We start from the raw sequence: 22,677 nt of genomic DNA on the forward strand, positions 1-22,677 counted from the left end.
GAAAAGTCACCCAATTCAATCTGTTTACCGGCGCAGGAAATGAGGCAAAACCACTGGCTGGATCAATAAAATTATGAACCAGCCGGTTAAATAAGCAGCAAACAGACCGGCGCATTTTTTCAGCAATCCTGAATAGCTATGCGGAAAATTATCGAATTAACACTTTTCATAACAGCGAGTTATGACAGACACATGTCAGCAGCATTTTATGCTGCCTGGCTGTGCAGGATTTAAGCTATCGCCCCAGGGGTTGCATTTACCGTAGTGAAAATGGTACTTATCTCGGCCCTGTTCAGCAGGTATCAACTCAGGCTGCATCATCGCGCGGGCGCATAATGCCGGCGCAGCGGTAACCGATGCAGTCCATTATAACCCTCTATTTTATCGGGCTTTTGCTCACTTCCCTGTGTGTAATGTCTTCTGCACCTTCGCAGCAGAGCAAAGGGGTTTTAACTGAGGAAATAACGCGTTATGAAAGGTTTTAAACTCACCCTCGCGTGGCAGATTCTGATTGCCCTGATTCTCGGCGTTATCGTCGGAACCGTGCTGCATAATCAGCCAGACGATCGTGAATGGTTAATCACTAACATTCTTACTCCTGCCGGCGACATCTTTATTCATCTGATCAAGATGATTGTGGTGCCGATTGTTATTTCCTCACTGATTGTCGGCATCGCCGGCGTGGGGGATGCGAAAAAGCTCGGGCGGATTGGTGTGAAAACCATCATCTATTTTGAAGTGATTACCACCATTGCCATTGTGGTCGGCATCACGCTGGCCAACGTATTCCAACCCGGCAGCGGCATTGATATGTCAACGCTGGCAACGGTGGACATCTCTAAATACGAAGCCACAACGGAAGCCGTGCAGGGTGCGCCACATGGCCTGGTGACGACCATTCTGTCGCTGATCCCGCAGAATATTTTCGCCTCGCTGGTCAAAGGCGACATGCTGCCGATTATCTTCTTCTCGGTACTGTTTGGCATGGGACTGTCGGCGCTGCCGTCGGAGCATCGCGATCCGCTGGTGACTGTATTCCGTTCCATTTCCGAAACCATGTTTAAAGTGACGCACATGATCATGCGCTATGCGCCGGTCGGGGTGTTTGCACTGATTGCCGTCACCATTGCTAACTTCGGTTTTGCCTCGCTCTACCCGCTGGCCAAGCTGGTGCTGCTGGTGTACGTGGCGATTCTGTTCTTTGCGTTCGTGGTGCTGGGTGCGGTTGCGCGCTTCTGCAAGCTGCGTATTACGACCCTGATGCGCATTCTGAAAGATGAGCTGATTCTGGCGTATTCCACCTCCAGCTCAGAGACCGTGCTGCCGCGCATCATGCAGAAGATGGAAGCCTACGGCGCGCCGAAGGCGATCACCAGCTTCGTGGTGCCAACCGGCTACTCGTTCAATCTGGATGGTTCAACGCTGTATCAGAGCATTGCGGCGATCTTTATCGCCCAGTTGTACGGTATTGACCTGTCGCTGACCGATGAAATCATTCTGGTGCTGACCCTGATGGTGACGTCGAAAGGCATCGCAGGTGTGCCGGGCGTCTCGTTTGTGGTGCTGCTGGCTACGCTGGGCAGCGTCGGTATTCCGCTGGAAGGTCTGGCGTTTATCGCCGGCGTCGACCGTATCATGGACATGGCGCGCACCGCGCTCAACGTCATCGGCAACGCGCTGGCGGTGCTGGTTATCGCCCGCTGGGAAAACCAGTTTGATACCAAACAGGCCGCCGCCTACGAGTTGCAGCTGCGCACGCAAAGTGCCAGCTAAGCGACACGCTCTCTGACTGAACCCGCCTTCTGGCGGGTTTTTTTATGCCCGCTGCCGCAAAAGGTAAAAAAATTGACCTGAGCAGGAGGAATTAACAATTCTATATGATATATAGTTTCAAGAATAAATTATTCCTGAAGGGAGCGAACATGAACATTGATCTGAGCCAGATGATCACCGAGGGCCGCAACCCGGCGAGCCAGAACATCGACGAGCTGAACACGGAAGCGATGCTGCGCGTCATTAACGATGAAGACAAAAAGGTGGCGCTGGCGGTGGAAGCTATCGTGCCGCAGATTGCTGAGGTGGTGGATGCCATCACGGCGGCGTTCAGCCAGGGCGGACGTCTGATTTACTGCGGTGCCGGGACCTCCGGCCGCCTCGGTATTCTCGATGCCAGCGAATGCCCGCCCACGTTCGGCACGCCGCGCAGTCAGGTGGTCGGGCTGATCGCCGGCGGCCATACCGCCATTTTACAAGCGGTGGAAAATGCCGAGGACAACCGCGAGCAGGGCGCGCAGGATTTAAAAGATATCGACTTTTCGGCGCGCGATGTGCTGGTCGGCATTGCTGCCAGCGGCCGCACACCTTATGTGCTCGGCGCGCTGGCCTGGGCGAAGCAGCAGGGCGCCTTCACCGCCGCGCTGACCTGTAATCCCAACAGCGCCATGTCGCAGGCGGCGGACGTCGCCCTGACGCCGGTGGTAGGCCCGGAAGTGGTCACCGGCTCGTCACGCATGAAAGCCGGCACCGCGCAGAAGCTGGTGCTCAATATGCTGACCACCGGCGCCATGATCCGCAGCGGCAAAGTGTACGGCAACCTGATGGTCGACGTAGAAGCCACCAATCAGAAACTGGTGCAGCGGCAAATCAACATCGTTAAGCAGGCCACCGAATGTGACGATGCCCGCGCGCAGCAGGCGCTGGCAGCGTGTGGCGGCCACTGTAAAACCGCCATTGTGATGATACTGGCGGACCTGAACGCCGATGAAGCGCAGGCGCTGCTGGCGCAGAACCACGGCTTTATCCGCCAGGCATTACACCACGCAGGAGCGCAATGATGGCGGCGATCACTGAAAGCTTATTGCGCGATATCCTGCAGGCAGTCGGCGGCGCTGGCAACGTCGTGCACTGCGGTAACTGCATGACGCGTCTGCGTCTGACGCTGGCCGATGCCGCGCGGGTCGACAGCGCCCGGCTGAAAACGCTGCCCGGCGTGCTGGGCGTGATTGACAGCGATGCCCAGCTACAGATTGTGCTCGGTCCTGGCAAAGCGCAAACCGCAGCGGAAAAAATGCAGGCGATGCTGAACAGCGCCACGCCAGAGGCGCCGGGCGATCTGCACAGCATCGCCAGCGCGCAGAAGCAGCAGATGAAAGCGAAGCAAACCAGCGCGCTGCACCGTTTTCTCTCCTGCTTTGCCACCATTTTTACCCCGCTGATCCCGGGCTTTATCGGTGCCGGATTGCTGCTGGGGTTTGCCACGCTGATTGAGCAGGTGTGCCATCTTAATCAGCCCGGGGAACACGCCCGCTGGCTGCTGGATACCGTGGCTTATATGAAGGTGTTCGGTAAAGGGTTGTTCACTTTCCTCAGCATCTTAATCGGCTATAACGCGCAGAAAGCGTTTGGCGGCACCGGCGTGAACGGCGCGATCATCGCCTCGCTGTTTGTGCTGGGGTATGTCCCGAACGCGACCGTTGGCTATTACAGCGGCATGCAGGATTTCTTTGGCCTGACCATCGATCCGCGCGGCAATATTATTGGCGTGCTGCTGGCGGCGATATTTGGTGCCTGGCTGGAGAAACAGCTGCGCAAAATTATCCCGGATAATCTCGATATGATCCTCACCTCGCTGCTGACGCTAGTAATTACCGGCGCGGTGACGTTCCTGGTGATCATGCCGATTGGCGGCGAGCTGTTTAAAGGCATGTCGTGGCTGTTTATCCATCTGAACAATAACCCGTTCGGCTGTGCCATTCTGGCCGGCTTATTCCTTATCGCGGTGATGTTCGGCATTCATCAGGGCTTTATTCCGGTCTATTTTGCGCTGATGGAAACCCAGGGTTTCAATTCGCTGTTCCCGATACTCGCCATGGCCGGAGCCGGTCAGGTCGGCGCTTCGCTGGCGCTGTGGTGCAAAGCCGACAAGCATTCGCTGCTGCGCAGCCAGATTAAAGGCGCTATCGTGCCAGGTCTGCTGGGCGTCGGTGAGCCGCTCATCTATGGCGTGACGCTGCCGCGTCTTAAACCGTTTATCACCGCCTGCTTCGGCGGTGCGCTGGGCGGCTTCTTTATCGGACTGGTGGCGTGGCTCGGCCTGCCGGTGGGCATGAACACGGTGTTTGGCCCGTCAGGACTGGTGACGCTGCCGCTGATGACCTCTTCGCAGGGCATCTTTGCCGGTATGGCGGTCTATCTGGTGGGGCTGATCGTGGCGTGGATCGGCGGCTTCGTCTTTACCTGGTGGGGCGGCACCAAAAACGTCGATTTAAGCTAGAAAAGCCCGCACCAGTAGACCGTCAAGAGGTCCGATGTCATTAAATGGATGATTTTGCTGCAATTGTGGGTTGGCTCACAATTGCAGCATTTCGTTAGCGCTGCTTATTATTGAGCGTGAGAATTATCACCCATCCAGACTTTACTGGAGTGGCTGAAGATAAATCACATAATATTAATGCGTTATCACTATAAGCCTTATTTAAACCAGGGTTATAGCCTTTCATTTTCTGCGAAATTCTTATTTCATTCCGATAAATATCTCCGGGCTCGCTTTTGATCTGTGCAGCCATAAAGTCTATATAAGCAACAGCTTTCTCCTGATTTTCACGCATCAGCGGCACCCTCTGTGCCCATAATTAACCACTTGATTCGTTTTGTGAAAATAGAGTTCGCCCATCTGCCCCTTTGTTCTTTTTTCGCTGTGCTTTCACAGCGTCGCTGATTGCTTGTTACTGGAGGTTGTATGAGATTCACCCGGAATCCCATTGCGTTAGGGATCGTCGCTGCGCAGGCGGTGTTTTATTTCCCCGGCGTGGGGGAAGCGGCAACACTGGGCGCGTATAATCCGCGCGATAACGACCAGCAGAGCGGCGCGCTGATCGTTAACGGCGGCAGCGCAACCTTAACCGGTAATCAGGCGTTTGAGCCGGGCATTGACGGGGCGGTCAACACCACGCTCGGCCAGGTGACCATCGCGGCGGGCGCACAATATCTCAATCAGGCACGTCTCGATCCCGGTCCGCAAAACCTCGCCATCACCGTGCCGGATCCCACTACCGGCGGCAACACCACCTTTCAGGTGTTTGATTCCGCCAGCCTGGTGGCGCAGGCACCGGTTACCGCCAGCACGGTGGTGCCGGATCTGCAAAACGTGAATGACAATCAGTATATCGACGCGCGTATCGCCGACGTCAGCGGCAGCGGCAGTTCGCTGGATGTCAGCATTGGTCAGGCTAACGCCAACAGCAGCGCCAGCACCAACGCCTGGACCATGGCGGCCAAAAACACCACGCTGTTTCAGGTCAGTAACGGCGGCGCCCTCAACTGGAACAACAACAACCGCATCACCTTCAACGGTTCTGCGGCCAACGTCTCCGGCGGCCAGGTGACCGACAGCCTGGCGGTACAAAACCTTGCGACCTATAACGGCAGCTTTAGCGTGCAGACGCTGGACGGCAAAACCACCGCCTTCAACGTCACCAATGCCAGCCAGCTGCAAAGCTACAATAACTGGCTGGTGAGCCAGCTGCAGGCCGGCAATCTCGCGCCGGCCAGCTACCTCAGCGCGTTCAATCAGGCGGTCACTATCACCAACGGCGATATTGTCTATAACGTCAGCGCCACTGCGCCGGATGAAGTGACGCAGCCGATAGGTAGCCGCGTGGTGATCAATGCCGAAGGCGCCGGTTCGCAGGTCACTATCGCCGCCGGTAAAACGCTGGAAGTGGTAGGGGCCAGCGATGGCGCGGTACGCGTGGCCAATGGGGCCAATGCTACCATCGACGGGAAACTGGCGAGCCGCGGCACCGCGCTGGCGCTGGATGGCGCGACGGCTACCAACAGCAGCAGCGGCGTCATCAACGGCGGTTTCCTCAACCGTATTGATGGCACCGGCGTCGGCGCGGCCAGCAACAACGCCACGGCGGTAACGGTGCAAAACGGCGGTGATTTCACTAACAATGGCGTGCTTAACCTCGGTACCACCGGCAGCAATCTGACCAACGGCGTGGCGGGCATCCGCCTTGATGCCAATGCGCAGGCCGCTAACAGCGGCAATATCAACGTGGGCGTCAACGGTTCCAGCGCGCGTGGCACCACTTCCGGCGTGCTGCTCACCAGCGACAGCAGCCGATTTACCAACAACAGCGGCGGCACGATTTACCTCGGGCGAGGCGCGCAGAACAGCCTGAGCGACAACGTGGCGGAGACAGCCCTGAACCAGAGCGGGCTGACCAGCGGCATTGCGCTGCTGGCCAACGGCAGCGCCACCAACGACGGGGCGATTGTGATTGGCTCGCGCGTACAGAACGCCGCCGGGATGTCGGTCAGCGGTGCCAGCAATGCCACGCTGATCAACAGCGGCACCATCGACGTCAACGGCAGCGCTGCGCGCGTGCCGCGCGAGAACGTCGGCATGCTGGTCACTAACAGCAACGGTACGCTGGAGAATCGCGGCACCATCAACCTCAACGGCGTTAACGGCACCGGCCTGAAAGTGCTGGCCACCAGTGGTAACAGCGCCGCCGCCAGCTCCACCGGGACCATCAATGTGGCGGGCGGAGCCGATCCGGCCAGCGGCACACGCAACTTTGGCGTGTGGGTGGAAGGTCAGGGTAGCGGCACTGCCGCAGCGAACGTGGACGGGCCGATTAACCTCACCGGCAACGGCGCGATTGGCGTGCACGCGCGCGGCAACGCCACGGTTAACGTCACGCAGAATGCCATTCCCCGTTTCAGCACCGGCAGCAATCAAATTGGTTTTTTTGCCTATGGCCCGAATGCGCTGATCAACGTGGACGACAACAACGCGTTTGACGTCACCACCACTAACTCGACGCTCTTCCGCATCGAACAGGGCGCGACGTTTGACGGGACTAATACCACGCTGACCGCCTCCGGCGCGGGTGCGGTGGCGGTGAACGGCACCGGCGGTGGCGGAACATTGGTGAAGACCAACAACGCCACGATTAACGTCAGCGGCACCGGTGCCACCGGCGTCAATATCGAGGGCGGTGCGCAGGGCAATATTGACGCGGCGACCACCATTACCCTCAGTGGCAGCAACGCCACGGGCGCGATTGCCGACGGGCAGAAACATACGCTGACCGGTGCTAACAGCCGTGCGCCGGTCGCCAGCACGCGGCTGACCTCCGCCGCAGAACTCAATTCGGCGCAGAACGGCATCACCGGCTATCTGGCGCGCAACCGCGCGCAGCTCAGCAACAGCGGCAACATCAACTTCAGCGGGGCCAATACCACCGGCCTGCGCGTGGAGAGCGGGGCGACCGGCAGCAACAGCGGCAACATCAGCATCAGCGACGGCGGCACCGGTATCGCGGTGAACAGCGCGGGCAGCACCTTCGCTACCACCGCCAGCAACAGCGGCAACATCGACGTCAATGGCGGCAGCAGCTCCCGCCGTACGCGCGGCGTCAGCGCCAGCGGTAGCCAGGCGGTGGCGAACCTCAACGGCGGCACGCTCACGCTCAACGGGAGTGGTGCCATCGGCGCCGAAGCGCTGGACGGTGCGCTGGTGAATATCGCCGCCGGATCGACGCCGATCTTTAACAATAGCGACCAGATCGCCTATCACGCTGCGGGTAACGGATCGCGCATTCGCGCCGCCACCAGCGCGCTGGATGTCAGCACGCGTGGTTCGACCGGCTACCGCCTTGACGACGGCGCGGCGCTGAGCTTCAGCACGCCGAACAGCCTGAGCGCCAGCGCCGCCAGCAGCACCGGCGTAATTGTCTCTGGCAGCGGCAGCAGCCTCAACAGCGCCAACCTCAATCTGACCGCCAGCGGCGAGGAGAGCACCGCCGTGCGCGTCGAGGGCGGCGCAGCGGCGACGCTCGACGGCAGCAGCACCATCACGCTCAGCGGCAACAACGCGGTGGGCGTGCTGGTGAATACGCTGCGCAGCGATCTCAGTAATGCGCTGGACGGCAGCGCTGCCGCCACCCGCGTCACCAGCAACGCCCGCATCAGCGGCGCTGGCAACGGTGCCGTTGGCTTTGACCTGACCAACGGCGCGGCACTGGAGAACAATGGCGCACTGACGCTGACCGGCAGCAACAGCGTCGGCATGCGATCGCGCGCCGGCAGCACGCTGACCAACAATGGCGTGGTTAACGTCAGCAGCGGCACCGGGTTAGACGTCGGCGGCAGCGGCACCACGCTGGCGCAGGGCGGCAGCATCAATGTTGATAACGGCGTGGCCGGCGTGCGCATCAGCGACGGCGCACAGCTGGCGCTGACTGGCAGCGATACGCTGATCACCACGCGCGGCACGGCGCATGGCATTTTGCTCGACAGCGGCGCGGCGGCGCTCAGCGCGCGCGACGCCACCATCAACGTACTGGGCAGCGGCAATGGCATCGAAAACCGCGCGGAGCTGGACAACGTTAGCCTGAGCAACCTGACGCTTAACGTCGGCGATGGCAACGGCATCCGCACTGCCGTCGCGTTCGATCCTGCCTCCACCGTGACCACCAATGTAACCGGCAGCGGTAACGGCCTGACTATCGCCAACGCCGATGGATCGACCACCGGCGGCGATCTGACGCTGGGTTCGGGTTACGTTTTCAATGTTACCGGCGCCGGCGGCACCGGGATTCGCGCCAACACCACGGGAAATATCGTCACCGCTGCCAGCGTCAATATCACTAATGCGGCAGGCGGTTCGGCGCTGGTCTCCAGCACCGCCGGCACCATCGTCAACCGCGGCACGCTGCGCTCCAGCAGCCTGACGGCACCGGTGGTCGATCTGCGCGGTGGCAAAACGGTGTTTGAGAATCTCGGTACTATCGTGACGGCCACGGCGCAAAGCGTGGCGGTGGCGGGCAGTAACGCCGACGATGTGATTTTGCTGACCCAGGGTGACGTGCTGGGCGACATCAATCCTGGCGGCGGCAGTGACACGTTCCGCTGGACCGGCGGCACGCTCAACGGCAGCCTGACCATGGGCGCAGACAACAACAATATCGCCGACGTCAGCGGCGTCGATCTCAGCACTACTTACCATCTCACCAGCGGCAACGGCACCGGTAACAGCCTGACCTTTGACCAGATTACGGCGCGCGGCGGCAGCTTCAGCGCGGATGACCTGAGCAAAGGCGTTAACCTCGGCAGCGGCTGGAGCATCATTAACTTCGCGGATAGCCGCTGGACGCTGACCGACAATCTGCAGCTGGCGCACAGCACCATTAACATTGATGGGCGCTCAACGCTGTATGCCGGTGACAACGTGCATCCCACGCTGGCGGGCGGCACAGCGGATTCGCTGCAGGTAAATAACAGCGGCACGCTGGATCTCACCAATGGCAGCGGTTCGCCGGGCAATACGCTGGACATCAACGGCTCGCTGGCGTCGATGGGCGGTCAGGCGAATCTGGTGACGCGCCTGAATGAGGGCGGCACGCTGAGCAACCAGTTTACCGACCACATCAACGTCAGCGGTAATGCCAGCGGCACCACGCTGCTCAACGTCAGGCTCGATGCGGCAAGCAGCGCGGCGCTCACCGATCGCAACCGCAACGGCGGCATTGAGGGCAACGAAGGCATTTCGCTGGCGCAGGTGGGCGGCAACGCCGGCCAGAACAGCTTTGCGCTCAGGGATGGCTATCTCGGCGCCGGACCGTGGCAGTACCGGCTGTACAGCTTCGCGCCGGGCAGCAGCGATCCGGCGCAGCGCCTGCTGAGCGGCAGCGGCAACAATTACTGGGACTACCGGCTGGCAAACTACTACGTGTGCGAGGACAGCGATAGCTGCCAGCCGGCGCTGGTGACCAGCGGATTTGGCACGCCACAGCGCTACGATGCGCGTCCGGCGGTGGTGCCGCAGGTGCCCTCGTACATTTCGGCACCGGTTGGCCTCGCCTATTACACCGCCGCGATTATTGATGACCTGCACAAGCGTCTCGGCGAACTGCGTCACGAGCAGACGCGCCCGGCGGGTAACGGCGGTGAGATGTTCCTGCGCTACATCGGCTCGAATCTGAAATACAAAAGCGACCGCAGCTTTAGCGATTACGGCTACGGGTTTGATCTCGATTACAGCGCGGTGCAGCTTGGCGGCAACCTGCTGCGTCTCGACGGTGAGCAGGACAGTCTGCGTGGCGGCGTGGCCTACACGCGCGGCAATACGCGCATTCGTCCGCAGGCGGCAGACGGTTACAGCAGCACCAGCTTTGATAGCGACAGCCTGGCGCTGTACGGCACCTGGCAGCGCCAGAGCGGCTTTTACCTTGACGGCGTGCTGTCGTTTGACTGGCATCGTGGTGAAACCGACATTGCGCGCCAGCAGCGCGAGGCAAAGCTGAAGGGCCACGGCTGGACCGCCTCGCTGGAGAGCGGCTATCCGTTTGAACTCGGCGAGGGCTACAAGCTGGAGCCGCAGGCGCAGCTGATGTACCTGAAACTGAACATGAATGATTTCACGGACGAGGACAATAACCAGGTGCGCTATGGCGATTATCACCAGACGATTGGCCGTCTCGGCGCGCGTCTCGACCGCAGCTGGACCGATGACAGCAACCGCCAGTACACGCCTTATCTGCGCGCGAATTATTACAAAGGCTGGGGCGGTACGGCGCAGGCGTCGGTGTCGGCAGCCGATAACCCGGCGCTCGGCGCCAGCTTCAGCAGCGGTAATTTTGGCCAGATGTGGGAAGTGGGTGCCGGCGGCACGGTGACGCTGCAGCAGGATGTGTCGCTGTACGCCGAAGCGGATTACCGCAAGGAGATCGACGGCAACGGCGCCAGAGGCTGGCGTTACAACCTCGGCGTGCGCTGGCAGTTCTGACAGTACGTGCACATGACGCGGTCGCCGTGAACGGTGTAATGCCGACCGGTCAGGGCAGCCGCAAATCGCACAAAATTTGTAGCGGCGCGATTTATCGCGCAATAAATTGCGCCGCTACCAAATGTGCAACGATTGTCGAACAGTTTGAGGTTCAACTGACAAACTTATTGTACTCAGCCAAAGCTCGATCTCATTTACCCTAAATGATTTTTTATCGATCCCGCCCGCGGCCAGAACTGTGAAGCGCCGCGCACTCCGGCTTTATTAAGAACAAAAATTAAATAGCCGCGCTAAAGCCAGGCCATTGTGCTGCCGAAAAGGTAAAAAAGTATTATCGATTTCTCTTCAGCCTGCGTTTTGCAAGGACTCACACATGCGTAATAACCAGCCCATCACCCAGCGTGAATTCGTCTTCGACGATCGCGCCACGCTGATGTCGACCACCGATCTCAACAGCCACATTACCTACGCCAACGACGCCTTTATTGAGGTCAGCGGATTCAGCCCGGAAGAGGTCAACGGCCAGCCACACAACATGGTGCGTCATCCGGATATGCCGCCGGAAGCGTTCGCCGATATGTGGAGCACGCTGAAGCAGGGCGAACCCTGGACCGCGCTGGTCAAGAACCGGCGCAAGAATGGCGATCACTACTGGGTGCGCGCCAATGCCATTCCGGTGGTGCGCGAGGGCAAGCTGCAGGGCTATATGTCGGTACGCACCAAACCGTCGGCGGAGGAGGTCCGTCAGTGCGAGGCGCTGTACCGTGATTTTCGTGAAGGGCGTGCCAAAGGGCGTCGCTTTCATAAGGGACTGATTGTTGGCAGCGGCTGGCGGCGGCTGACCTCAGTGCTGAAAACGCTGCCGCTGCGCTGGCGCATCCGCAGTACGCTGATCGCGCTGCTGCCGTTGTCGGTGCTGAGCGTCTGGCTGCTGGGCATGGCACCGCTGGCGATCGGCTGCTTCAGCGGCGGCATGGCCGGGCTGCTGCTGCTGGCCAGTCTGTGGCTGGAGCAGCAGATTTCGCGCCCGATGGAGCGCATGTGCCGCCAGGCGCTGAGCGTGGCCACCGGCGCCAGCCACAAAGTCGAGCACATCGATCGGGTGGATGAGATCGGCATGACGCAGCGCGCTATCGGCCAGCTGGGCCTGATGTTCCGCTGGCTGGTGGATGACGTCAGCGGCCAGGCGATCAATGTCCTGAGTGCCAGCGACGCCATCGCGCGCAGCAATGATGAACTGAGCCGTCGCACCGAGCAGGCGGCGGCGAACGTGCAGCAAACGGCGGCGACCATGAACGAAATGACCGCCACGGTCAAAAGCAACACGGAAACCGCCAGCGAAGTGAATACGCTGTCGGCCAGCACCAGCGCAGCGGCGATCAAAGGCGGTGAAGTGATGCAGGAGATGGTCGGCATGATGGCGGAAATTGCCGACAGCTCGAAGCGTATCGCCAACATCACCAGCGTGATCGACGGCATCGCTTTCCAGACCAATATTCTGGCGCTGAACGCGGCGGTGGAAGCGGCACGTGCCGGTGAGCAGGGCAAAGGCTTTGCGGTGGTGGCGGGCGAGGTGCGCAGTCTGGCACAGCGCAGCGCCAAAGCCGCCAGCGAGATCAAAAACCTGGTGGAAACCAGCGCCGGCCGCGTGCAGTCGGGCAGCGATCACGCCGATGCGGCCGGCCACACGATGCAGGCGATTGTCGATCAGGTGCAGAATGTCACCGCCCTGATCGCGCAAATCAGCGCGGCGACGGCCGAACAATCCATCGCGCTGAGCGAAGTCAGTAGCGCGGTGGAGGATCTCGACGACATCACCCATCAGAACGCGGCGCGCGTGGCGGAAGGTGCAGAAGCCTCCGGCCGAATGGCGCATCAGGCCAACCGGCTGGTTGAAGCGATCAGCGTGTTTCGCTAAGTTTCACGACGCTTCACGTCCGGCGCGCAGCGCGCCGGGCGGTGTGCCGACAATGCGTTTGAAGGCGCGACTGAAGGCGGCCAGTGAACCGTAACCGAGGTGGAACGCCACGCTCTCCACCGCTTCGCCATCGTTAACAATACGCTCAACCGCCAGACGCATGCGCAGTTCAGTGAGGTAGCGCAGCGGCGTCATGCCGGTGGCGTTTTGAAAGCGCGCGGCAAACACCGAGCGTGAGCTGCCGGATTCGCGCGCCAGCCGCTCCACCGTCCAGTTTTCGCCGGGCGCGCGGTGCATGGCCGCCATCGCCAGGCTGAGGCGCGGATCGCGCAGGGCCTGCACCAGCCCGCTGCCCTGACCACAGCCATTCTCCACCCAGCCCCGCACAATTTGCGCCGCCACCACATCGGCCAGCCGCGACAAAATGCCGGCAAAGCCCGCTTTGCGCTGACGTGTTTCACGCTCCATGGCATCCAGAATCGGCTGGATTTCCGGGTATTGCGCCAGCAGTGTGCTGACCAGCATCACATCCGGCATGGTGTGCACCAGCGGCTGCATGCCGCCCAGCTCAAACGCCATGCAGGCGCTGAATAAAATCACATCGCTGTCGTCCGGGCAGGCATCCGCGTCCGGCGCATCGTTGATGGCGCACACGCTGTCGCAGATGGGTTTGCTGTTAAAGGTAGCGATCGGCACGCACACCGCATCTTCGCCGGAGATCAGCGCGTGCGGCTTACCGTGCGGAATCAGCAGTGCATCGCCCGCCTGCAGTGGATAGACGGTGCCGGAAGCGGAGCGAATCAGCAGCGAGCCGCGGCCAACAAAATGCAGCTGTGCCTTGCCCGGCGCGTCATCATATTGCAGGCCAAACGGCGCATGCAGCGCGATGCGCTGATATTTGACGCCGTACAGGCGCATGCCCATCAGCAGTTCGCTGGTCAAATCTTCATAGCGGCTCATACAATCCAGACGAATTATCAAAAAACAAAGTTTCTGTATCATAGATCGTCTTGCGTCGTCTCTCTATGCTTACAGCCTGATATTTTGTGATGGGGATCGCAGATGAGTCTGGATACTGAAGTAGTGGAAACAAGCATTGCGGTAGAGAAACCCGCATGGGGCGCGGTGTTCGCCATGGCGTTTGGCGTCTTCGGCCTGATCACCGCAGAATTTCTGCCGGTGAGCTTGCTGACACCGATTGCCGACTCGCTGCGCGTCAGCGAAGGGCAGGCGGGCCAGACGGTCACGGTTACCGCGCTGGTGGCGCTGCTGACCAGCCTGGTGATTGGTAACGTCACGCGCCGCCTCGACCGCCGCCTGGTGATGCTGGCGTTCACGTTGCTGCTCATCGCCTCGGCGCTACTGGTGGCGTTTGCCGAAAATCTGCCGATGATTTTACTGGCGCGCGTGCTGCTCGGCATGGCGATTGGCGGCTTCTGGACGCTGTCGACCGCCATTACCATGCGGCTGGTGCCCGCCGATCAGGTGCCGCGCGCGCTGTCGATTGTGTTCAGCGGTATTTCGCTGGCCACCATCATTGCCGCGCCGCTGGGCAGCTATCTTGGCGGGCTGATTGGCTGGCGTAATATCTTCCTGCTGACCGGTGTTTTGGGCGTGCTGGCGCTGTTCTGGCAGTTCTTCACCCTGCCGTCGATGCCGCCGGAGAACAAAGCGCGCAGCGGCGGCGTGCTGGACCTGCTGCGTCAGAGCGTGATGCGCTGGGGCATGCTGGCGGTGATCATGATGTTTACCGGCCATTTCGCCTTCTTTACCTATCTGCGCCCGTTCCTGGAAACCAGCGCGCAGCTGAATGTGAATCAGCTGTCGCTGGTGCTGCTGGCGTTCGGCGTGGCGAACTTCTTCGGCACCTCGCTGGCCGCGTGGCTGGTGACGCGCAGCGTGTCGCTGACGCTGACCGGCATGGCGCTGGTGATGAGCGTGACGGCGGTGCTGCTGGTGAGCTTTGGCCACGTCTCCTGGCTGGTGGCGAGCGGCGTCGCGCTGTGGGGGCTGGCGTTTGGTTCAATGCCGACTGGCTGGTCAACCTGGCTGTCGCGCGCGGTGCCGGACGACGCCGAATCGGGCGGCGGTCTGCTGGTGGCCACTATTCAGCTAGCGATCACTGCCGGTGCGGCAGCCGGTGGCTGGATGTTCGATCTGCAGGGCGCGGGCGGCGTCTTCCTTGCCAGCGGCGTGCTGATGCTGCTGGCCGCCATCACCATCTTTACCCGCGTGCGGCATCACGGTTAAACCCGTTTACCGCCATCAGGCGCGCCGCGACTCGCTTCAGGGTGTGTCGCGGTGCCGCTTTTGCCGCGTATGCCTGGTCTCACCAATCACAGCAATAAATCCTGCCTTTTAATCAAATCGTGGTTTTTTAACCCTTTGCGCACAGGTTGCGCTAAACGTGCTTTTTATGGTCAAAATATTCGAATGACTTAGGCAAATCTCTGCGCTTTTTTTTGATCGGTTGCCGGCCTACTATATCTCTCATCAAGGCGATGCCGCCTTATTTAATCAAACATCATTAAGGAAATGACCATGAAAACCATCAAAACTTTTGCTGCTGTTATCGCTCTCTCTGTTCTGCCATTTGCCAGCTTCGCGCAAAGCGTGACCGCTACCGCCTCTACGCTTGACGGTGCTGAAGCGCAAATCGCTGCTAAAGCGCAGGAACTTGGTGCTTCCTATAAAGTGACTGAAGCCAACTTCAACAACGGCGTTCACATGACCGCAGAACTGACCCAATAAGTTCGCCTTACCCTCTGTGCTGACAGGGTGCCTTAGGGCGCCCTGGCGGCGTTGCTAACGCCATAAAATCCTGTCCCTTTTCCGCATAAATGATTATTATTCGCAAAAACTAACATCCTTATCGGCTCGCCTCGGGCTGAATTTCCTATTGGTTGCAATGTCGGGCTTTCATTTCACTGCCGCACGGCGGTGGTTTTGCTATGGAGAAGTTATGAAAGCGAATAAAACAATGCAGTGGGCGCTGCGTCCGCTACTGGTGGCCACGGCGCTGCTGTCCTGCAGCGCGCTGCAGGCGGCGGAAACGCAGCCGCTCAATCAGCCGATCGCCAAAGGTGCCTACGAACTGGCCTTCAGTAACAGCGACAACGCGCTGTTCCTCGCCACGGCGCAAAACGCCGGCAATCCGCAGGGCGGTAACGTGTACCGTCTCGATCCGCAGAATCTGGCGGTGAAACAAACCATCAGCACTGAGCTGAAGACCTTTGGCGCCGCCATCAATCAGCACACCAACGTGCTGTACTTTGGCAACACGGTCAACGGCGCGCTGACGGCAGTGGATGCCAGCAGCGGTAAGGTGATCAACACGCTGGTGCTGGATGGCCGCAAGCGCGGTGACACGGTTCGTCCGCTGCAGCCGCGTGAACTGGTCGCGGATGCGCTAACCAATCGCGTGTACATCACCGGTCTCGGCGCGCAAAGCGTGGTGTGGGTAGTGGATGGCAAAACGCTACAGCTCATCAGCACTATCCCGAATACTGGTAAAATGGGCACCGGACTGGCACTGGATGCCGCCGCGCAGAAACTGTATGTCACCAATGCCGATGGCGAGCTGGTCACCATCAATACCCGCCTGAACGCGATTGAAAAGCGCCAGAAAATTGACGGTGATAAAGAGCACTTTTTCCTGAATATTGCGCTGGATAGCAAAGGCCACCGCGCTTTCCTCAGCGATGCGAAGCAGCCGCAGGTACTGGTGCTGGATACCCGCACGCAGCAGGTGATTCAGCGTATTGAGGTACCGGAATCGCTGGCGGTGCTGTTCAATGCTGACCGTGACGAGCTGTATGTCACGCACCGTAAAGCCGGTGAGATCAGCATCATTGATGCCAGCCGCTATAAAGTGAAACGCACGGTGAAAGCGCCGGGCCTGCCGAACAGCCTGGCGCTCTCCGCCGATGGCAACACGCTGTTCGTCAGTATCAAGCAGCCGGGCTCACGCAAGGAACCGCCAAAAAACCCGGACAGCGTGTTACGCATCGCGCTGTAGGGCGTAATTATCCGAAACTCAGGGGCGACGTGTGTCGCCCTTTGCATTTCCGGCCTTGATCCCCCCTTTCCCGCCCGGCTTACGCTACCTTTAGGACGACAACACCTAAGGGGAGAGTGCAATGAGCCAGTTTTTTATGCATGAAAAAAACGATCTGGTGAACGAAGCGATCGAAGGCGTGTTACTCAGCACACCGTGGCACAACCTGACCCGTCTCGATCTGGGCGATGAGATTCGCGTGGTGGTGCGTTCGGACTGGGATAAAAGCAAAGTCGCACTGATTTCCGGCGGTGGCTCCGGCCACGAACCGGCGCACGCGGGCTTTGTCGGCAAAGGGATGCTGACCGCTGCGGTGTGCGGCGATATCTTCGCCTCGCCGAGCGTTGATGCGGTGCTGAACGCCATCGTTAACGTCACCGGTGAGGCGGGCTGTCTGCTGATTGTGAAGAATTACACCGGTGACCGCCTCAACTTTGGCCTCGCCGCGGAGAAGGCGAAAAATCTTGGTTACAAGGTGGAGCTGGTGATGGTGCAGGACGATATCGCACTGCCGGAGAACCCGCAGCCACGCGGCATTGCCGGCACCGTGCTGGTGCACAAAATCGCCGGCTTCGCCGCGGAGCACGGCCAATCGCTTGACGAGGTTAAAGCGCTGGCGCAGCGCACCATCGACGCCACGTCCTCCATCGGCCTGGCGTTTGCCACCTGTCACATTCCGGGTGAAAAGCGCGACGATCGCGTGGCAGCGGGCCACAGCGAGCTGGGGATGGGCATTCACGGTGAGCCGGGCGTGATCACGCTGGATACGCAAAACAGCCGCAAAATTACCAGCATCATGACCGATCAGCTGGCGCAGGCGCTGCCCGACGGCAAACAGGCGCTGTTGATGATCAACAATCTCGGCGGCTTTTCCCAGCTGGAGCTGGCGCTGCTCACGCGCGAGGTACTGCAGTCGCCGCTGGCGGCACGCATCACCCATTTAATTGGCCCGGCAACGCTGGTCAGCGCGCTGGATATGAAAGGGTTTTCGCTGACGCTGCTGGCGCTGGAAGAGGCGTTTTTCGAGGCGCTGCATGCGCCGGTGCAGGTGCTGGGCTGGACGCCAATGTACGACTTTGCGCCCATCAGCCTGCAGCGCGCTGAACGCATCGGCAGCGTGCTGGATTTCGATCCTTCCGATAACGCTGAAGTGGCGCAGGTGGTTGAGCGCGTGACGCAGACGCTGATCGATCTGGAGAGCGAGCTGAATGCGCTGGATGCCAAAGTCGGCGATGGCGATACCGGCTCGACCTTTGCCGCCGGCGCGAAGAAAATCCAGCGCGGCCTGCGTGAACAGCAGTTGCCGCTGGATGAGCTGCCTACGCTGCTGGCGCTGGTAGGCGAACAGCTGGCGACGGTGATGGGCGGATCAAGCGGCGTGCTGATGTCGATTCTGTTTACTTCGGCCGGACAGCAGCTGGAGGAGGGCAGCACGCTGCCGCAGGCGCTGATGCACGGGCTGGAACGGATGAAGCACTACGGCGGCGCGCAGCCGGGACATCGCACCCTGGTGGATGCGCTGCAGCCGGCACTGGAGGCGTTAGCGGCCGGAGAGTCGCTGGCTGCGGCGGCGGCCGCTGCGCAACAGGGTGCCGACGCGACGGCGCAGATGCAGAGTGCGAAGGCAGGTCGTTCGGCTTATCTCAATCAGCAGAGTCTGGATGGCGTGAAGGATCCGGGCGCGTACGCTATCGAGAAGGTGTTTGCGGTGCTGGCGGGCTGAGAATGGGACGGGTGGGTGCGGGGTTCGCCCTCACCCTAACCCTCTCCCGCGGGCGGGAGAGGGGACTGTCCGGAGCGATGTCGGAGTATAGCGCGCGCTCCTGCCGCCCAGCTTTTTCCGCTTACTCCGAGGCTTCGCGCAGCATCTCGTCGTGCGGAATATCCTGCAGAATTTGCTCGAAGCTGCGCAGACGTTTATAGATCGACATCAGCGTAATCAGCGTGGACCACGAGGTGATCAGATACTGGAATGAGGAGCGCACCTGGTCGAACACGTTGGTGATCTGGTTAAGCAGCCCCAGCGTGATGGTGCCCGCAACAATCGAGGGGAACAGCACGAACAGCCCGAACACATTGTCCACCTGCAGATAGAGAATGCGCGTGATGTTGAAATAGAGATAGTGGAAATAGAGGCGGAAATAGTTGTGACGCACGCGGCTGAACAGCTCCTGCACCGTAGGCGGCGCGGCGCGCTGCGGATCGTCCTCGCCGTACACCAGCTCTTTACGGTACGCGGCTTCCACCCGCTGATTGCGGAACTCCAGCCCCGGCAGTTTAATCCCCACCAGCGCCAGCAGCGCGGTACCAAACAGCGACCACAGCAGCGCGGCGATCACCAGCGCATAAGGGATATTGCCGAGGATCGGCACTTCTTTCACATGATGCGATAGCGTCACCAGTACCGGCAGAAACGCCACCAGCGTCATGATGGCCTGGATAAAGCTGATGCCCCAGTCCTGCAGCGTACTGGCGAAGCGCATGGTGTCTTCCTGCACACGCTGTGCGGCACCTTCTACCAGACGCAGGCGCTGCCAGTTATGCATGTAGTAGTTGTTCATCGCGGTACGCCAGCGGAACACCCAGTGGCTGACGAAAAACGAGTTCATCACGCCGATCACTACCGCGATCAGCGCAATGCCGAGAAACGCCAGCACCTGCACATAGAACTGATTGATGCTCACCGAGCCGGCTTTGGTCAGCGCCTGCTGAATCATGTCGTAAAACGGACCATACCAGGCGTTAACGCCGACGCCTACCTGCACGCCAAACCAGGTGACAAAGATAATCAGTAACGATCCCCATACCGACCAGCGCTGCCACGGATGGTTGTCGATGATGCGCCACACCAGCGCAAAGGCGCCGCCCATGATCCAGTAATAGGCATAAAACCACAGCTGGCTGGCGTGGATAAAGCGGCTGGCGTTGGTCGGCAGCGGCTGCTGCATCGCCGCCTGCAAAGCGGGAAAGCGCGCCGGAAAATCATTGAAAAAGCCAAACCAGGCAAAAATGGCAATCAGGCTCCAAATCGCGGCCGAGCTGAAAAACAGCGCCGGCCGCGGAAAATAGGACTTAAACATAGGCACTCCGCTGTTGTGTGTACTCTTTATACCGCTTCCGGCATTTATCTGTCTGTTGTCGGTTGTATCCGACGATGACAGCATCGCCGCATTTATGTAAAGCGGCAGAGTTAGTTGTTAAGTTTTTTGTGCTCATTTGTTTCGGGAAACTAAATTATTAACGGCGATGGTGTTACACTATGCCAACTGTTACCGGTAACAGTCTTGCTGTATCCCTTAAAACGCCAATAAAAATCATTACAACGCAACTACTTAACTTTCATGCCGCATTATATGCGGTAATGAGGCAATGTCATGTCAGAAGAAAAAAAGGGTCACACTCGCCGGGATTTCCTGCTGAGAACCATTACCCTGGCGCCGGCAATGGCGGTAGGCAGTACGGCGATGGGCGCACTGGTCGCGCCAATGGCCGCCGGTGCGGCAGCGTCTACAGCCGCTGCGCCGCAGCAGGCGCGCGAATATCAACCGGTGTGGTTTACCGCCGAAGAGTTTGCCTTCATCAAAGCCGCCGTGGCGCGCCTGATCCCCAACGATGAACGCGGTCCTGGCGCGCTGGAAGCCGGCGTACCGGAGTTTATCGATCGCCAGATGAATACGCCGTATGCCACCGGCAGCAACTGGTATATGCAGGGACCGTTCAATCCGGATCTGCCGAAAGAACTCGGCTATCAGCTGCCGCTGGTGCCGCAGCAGATCTACCGTCTCGGCCTGGCCGATGCCGATGGCTGGAGCAAACAGCAGCACGGCAAGGTATTTGCTGAGCTGACGCCCACGCAGCAGGACGCGCTACTGAGCGCCTTCGAAAACGGCAGCGCGCAATTCCCGCAGGTGCCGGCCAAAACCTTCTTTGCCTTTCTGTTGCAAAACACCCGCGAGGGCTACTTCAGCGATCCGATCCACGGCGGCAATCAGGGCATGGTGGGCTGGAAGCTGATCGGCTTCCCTGGCGCACGCGCCGACTTTATGGATTGGGTAGAGCGCGGCGAACGTTATCCGTTCCCGTCAGTTGATATTCGCGGCGAGAGGGCGTAACCGTGGCAAATGCGTTAAAAAAAGTGGATGTGGCGATCGTCGGTTTCGGCTGGGCCGGGGCGATCATGGCGAAAGAGCTGACCGAGGCCGGTCTGCATGTGGTGGCGCTGGAGCGCGGGCCGCATCGCGATACCTATCCGGATGGATCCTATCCACAGTCCATTGATGAACTGACTTATAACATCCGCAAAAAGCTGTTCCAGGATCTGTCAAAAAGCACCGTAACTATCCGTCACGATGCCTCACAAACCGCCGTACCGTATCGTCAGCTGGCGGCATTCCTGCCGGGCACCGGCACCGGCGGCGCCGGCCTGCACTGGTCGGGCGTGCACTTCCGCGTCGACCCGGTCGAGCTGAACCTGCGCAGTCACTACGAGCAGCGTTACGGCAAAAACTTTATCCCGGAAGGCATGACCATTCAGGATTTCGGCGTCAGCTATGACGAGCTGGAACCGTTCTTCGATCAGGCGGAAAAAGTGTTCGGCACCTCCGGCAGCGCCTGGTCAATCAAGGGCAAAGTGGTGGGCAAAGAGAAAGGCGGCAACCCGTATGCGCCGGATCGCTCCAGCGACTTCCCGCTGCCCGCGCAGAAGCGCACCTGGTCGGCACAGCTGTTTGCCCAGGCGGCGGAATCGGTGGGCTATCACCCTTACGATATGCCATCGGCCAACACCTCCGGTCCTTACACCAATACTTACGGCGCGCAGATGGGGCCGTGCAATTTCTGCGGCTACTGTAGCGGCTACGCCTGCTATATGTACTCCAAAGCGTCGCCGAACGTTAACATTCTGCCCGCGCTGCGCCAGGAGCCGAAGTTTGAGCTGCGCAACAACGCGTATGTGCTGCGCGTCAATCTGACCGACGATAAAAAACGCGCGACCGGCGTCACCTATCTGGACGGTCAGGGACGTGAAGTGGAGCAGCCGGCGGATCTGGTGATCCTCTCCGCCTTCCAGTTCCACAACGTGCATCTGATGCTGCTGTCCGGCATCGGCAAGCCTTACAACCCTATCAGCAACGAGGGCGTGGTCGGCCGTAACTTTGCCTACCAGAACATCTCCACGCTGAAGGCGCTGTTTGATAAAAACACCACCACCAATCCGTTCATCGGTGCCGGTGGCGCGGGCGTGGCGGTGGATGATTACAACGCCGATAACTTTGACCATGGTCCGTACGGCTTTGTCGGCGGTTCACCATTCTGGGTCAACCAGGCGGGCACCAAGCCGATTTCCGGCCTGCCGACGCCAACAGGCACGCCGAACTGGGGTAGCCAGTGGAAAGCGGCGGTGGCGGATACCTATAACCATCACGTGTCGATGGATGCGCACGGCGCGCATCAGTCGTATCGCGCTAACTACCTCGATCTCGATCCCAACTACAAAGATGCTTACGGCCAGCCGCTGCTGCGTATGACCTTTGACTGGCAGGACAACGACATCAAAATGGCGCAGTTCATGATCGGCAAGATGCGCAAAATCACCGAAGCGATGAATCCGAAGATGATCATTGGCGGCGCGAAAGGGCCGGGTGCCCATTTCGATACCACCGTGTACCAGACCACACACATGAGCGGCGGCGCCATCATGGGCGAAGATCCTAAAACCAGCGCGGTGAACCGCTATCTGCAAAGCTGGGATGTGCCGAACGTATTTGTCGCCGGCGCTTCTGCCTTCCCGCAGGGACTGGGCTACAACCCCACCGGCATGGTGGCGGCCCTGAGCTACTGGTCCGCTAAAGCGATTCGTGAACAGTATCTGAAGAACCCCGGCCCGCTGGTACAGGCATAAGGAAC

Annotated in this window: 14 protein-coding genes; 11 read left to right on the forward strand and 3 right to left on the reverse strand. The window is 59.8% G+C overall.

The features are described 5' to 3' along the window. Window positions 1–471: 471 nt before the first annotated feature. The 3 genes from gltP to murP all read left to right on the forward strand — a co-directional run bounded on the left by gltP (window position 472) and on the right by murP (window position 4,273). The gene (gene gltP, locus F3I21_RS13665; protein WP_058757544.1) at window positions 472–1,773 is read left to right on the forward strand and encodes a glutamate/aspartate:proton symporter GltP; all 1,302 of its coding nucleotides are present in this window, start codon (window positions 472–474) and stop codon (window positions 1,771–1,773) included. Window positions 1,774–1,922: 149 nt separating this feature from the next. Then, window positions 1,923–2,834 (forward strand): N-acetylmuramic acid 6-phosphate etherase, encoded by a 912-nt coding sequence (murQ, locus tag F3I21_RS13670; protein WP_088517831.1) that lies wholly within the window; start codon window positions 1,923–1,925, stop codon window positions 2,832–2,834. Continuing rightward, the gene (gene murP, locus F3I21_RS13675) at window positions 2,834–4,273 is read left to right on the forward strand and encodes a PTS N-acetylmuramic acid transporter subunit IIBC (RefSeq protein WP_150059277.1); all 1,440 of its coding nucleotides are present in this window, start codon (window positions 2,834–2,836) and stop codon (window positions 4,271–4,273) included. The genes murQ and murP overlap by 1 nt, the downstream gene beginning before the upstream one ends. Before the next feature lie 94 nt (window positions 4,274–4,367). On the opposite strand, the gene F3I21_RS13680 is transcribed toward murP, so the two are convergent. Continuing rightward, complete coding sequence (locus F3I21_RS13680; RefSeq protein WP_150059156.1) at window positions 4,368–4,607, reverse strand: hypothetical protein; 240 nt, start codon at window positions 4,605–4,607, stop codon at window positions 4,368–4,370. A gap of 131 nt (window positions 4,608–4,738) precedes the next feature. On the opposite strand from F3I21_RS13680, the gene F3I21_RS13685 reads away from it, so the two are divergent. After that, the gene (locus F3I21_RS13685) at window positions 4,739–10,798 is read left to right on the forward strand and encodes an autotransporter outer membrane beta-barrel domain-containing protein (RefSeq protein WP_150059157.1); all 6,060 of its coding nucleotides are present in this window, start codon (window positions 4,739–4,741) and stop codon (window positions 10,796–10,798) included. 373 nt (window positions 10,799–11,171) lie between these two features. Beyond that, window positions 11,172–12,716: a PAS domain-containing methyl-accepting chemotaxis protein gene (locus tag F3I21_RS13690; protein ID WP_058774921.1), complete on the forward strand. Its 1,545-nt coding sequence runs from the start codon at window positions 11,172–11,174 to the stop codon at window positions 12,714–12,716. 3 nt (window positions 12,717–12,719) lie between these two features. On the opposite strand, the gene F3I21_RS13695 is transcribed toward F3I21_RS13690, so the two are convergent. Continuing rightward, window positions 12,720–13,676: an AraC family transcriptional regulator gene (locus F3I21_RS13695; RefSeq protein WP_021507815.1), complete on the reverse strand. Its 957-nt coding sequence runs from the start codon at window positions 13,674–13,676 to the stop codon at window positions 12,720–12,722. Window positions 13,677–13,778: 102 nt separating this feature from the next. Between F3I21_RS13695 and F3I21_RS13700 the strand changes: the two genes are divergently transcribed. From F3I21_RS13700 to F3I21_RS13715, 4 genes are all read left to right on the forward strand, one after another. After that, a complete protein-coding gene (locus tag F3I21_RS13700) occupies window positions 13,779–14,966 on the forward strand; it encodes an MFS transporter (RefSeq protein WP_058757539.1) in 1,188 nt (395 codons plus the stop codon). A 291-nt stretch (window positions 14,967–15,257) separates the two neighbouring features. Beyond that, window positions 15,258–15,467, forward strand: a complete 210-nt coding sequence (locus tag F3I21_RS13705) for a DUF1471 domain-containing protein (RefSeq protein ID WP_058757538.1) — start codon at window positions 15,258–15,260, stop codon at window positions 15,465–15,467. A 211-nt stretch (window positions 15,468–15,678) separates the two neighbouring features. After that, window positions 15,679–16,734: a YncE family protein gene (locus F3I21_RS13710; protein ID WP_150059158.1), complete on the forward strand. Its 1,056-nt coding sequence runs from the start codon at window positions 15,679–15,681 to the stop codon at window positions 16,732–16,734. 121 nt (window positions 16,735–16,855) lie between these two features. Continuing rightward, window positions 16,856–18,496: a dihydroxyacetone kinase subunit DhaK gene (locus F3I21_RS13715; RefSeq protein ID WP_088517825.1), complete on the forward strand. Its 1,641-nt coding sequence runs from the start codon at window positions 16,856–16,858 to the stop codon at window positions 18,494–18,496. Window positions 18,497–18,617: 121 nt separating this feature from the next. Here the strand turns inward: F3I21_RS13715 and sbmA are convergent, their stop codons facing one another. Next, a complete protein-coding gene (gene sbmA / locus F3I21_RS13720) occupies window positions 18,618–19,853 on the reverse strand; it encodes a peptide antibiotic transporter SbmA (RefSeq protein ID WP_021507809.1) in 1,236 nt (411 codons plus the stop codon). A gap of 294 nt (window positions 19,854–20,147) precedes the next feature. On the opposite strand from sbmA, the gene F3I21_RS13725 reads away from it, so the two are divergent. Together F3I21_RS13725 and F3I21_RS13730 are read left to right on the forward strand one after the other, a co-directional pair. Next, entirely contained in the window at window positions 20,148–20,885 is a 738-nt protein-coding gene (locus F3I21_RS13725; RefSeq protein ID WP_136545823.1) for a gluconate 2-dehydrogenase subunit 3 family protein, read from the forward strand. A gap of 2 nt (window positions 20,886–20,887) precedes the next feature. Further along, entirely contained in the window at window positions 20,888–22,672 is a 1,785-nt protein-coding gene (locus F3I21_RS13730) for a GMC family oxidoreductase (protein WP_021507807.1), read from the forward strand. Window positions 22,673–22,677: the final 5 nt, after the last annotated feature.

The sequence above is a fragment of the Pantoea sp. B_9 genome (assembly GCF_008632015.1).
GTDB lineage: Bacteria > Pseudomonadota > Gammaproteobacteria > Enterobacterales > Enterobacteriaceae > Pantoea > Pantoea dispersa.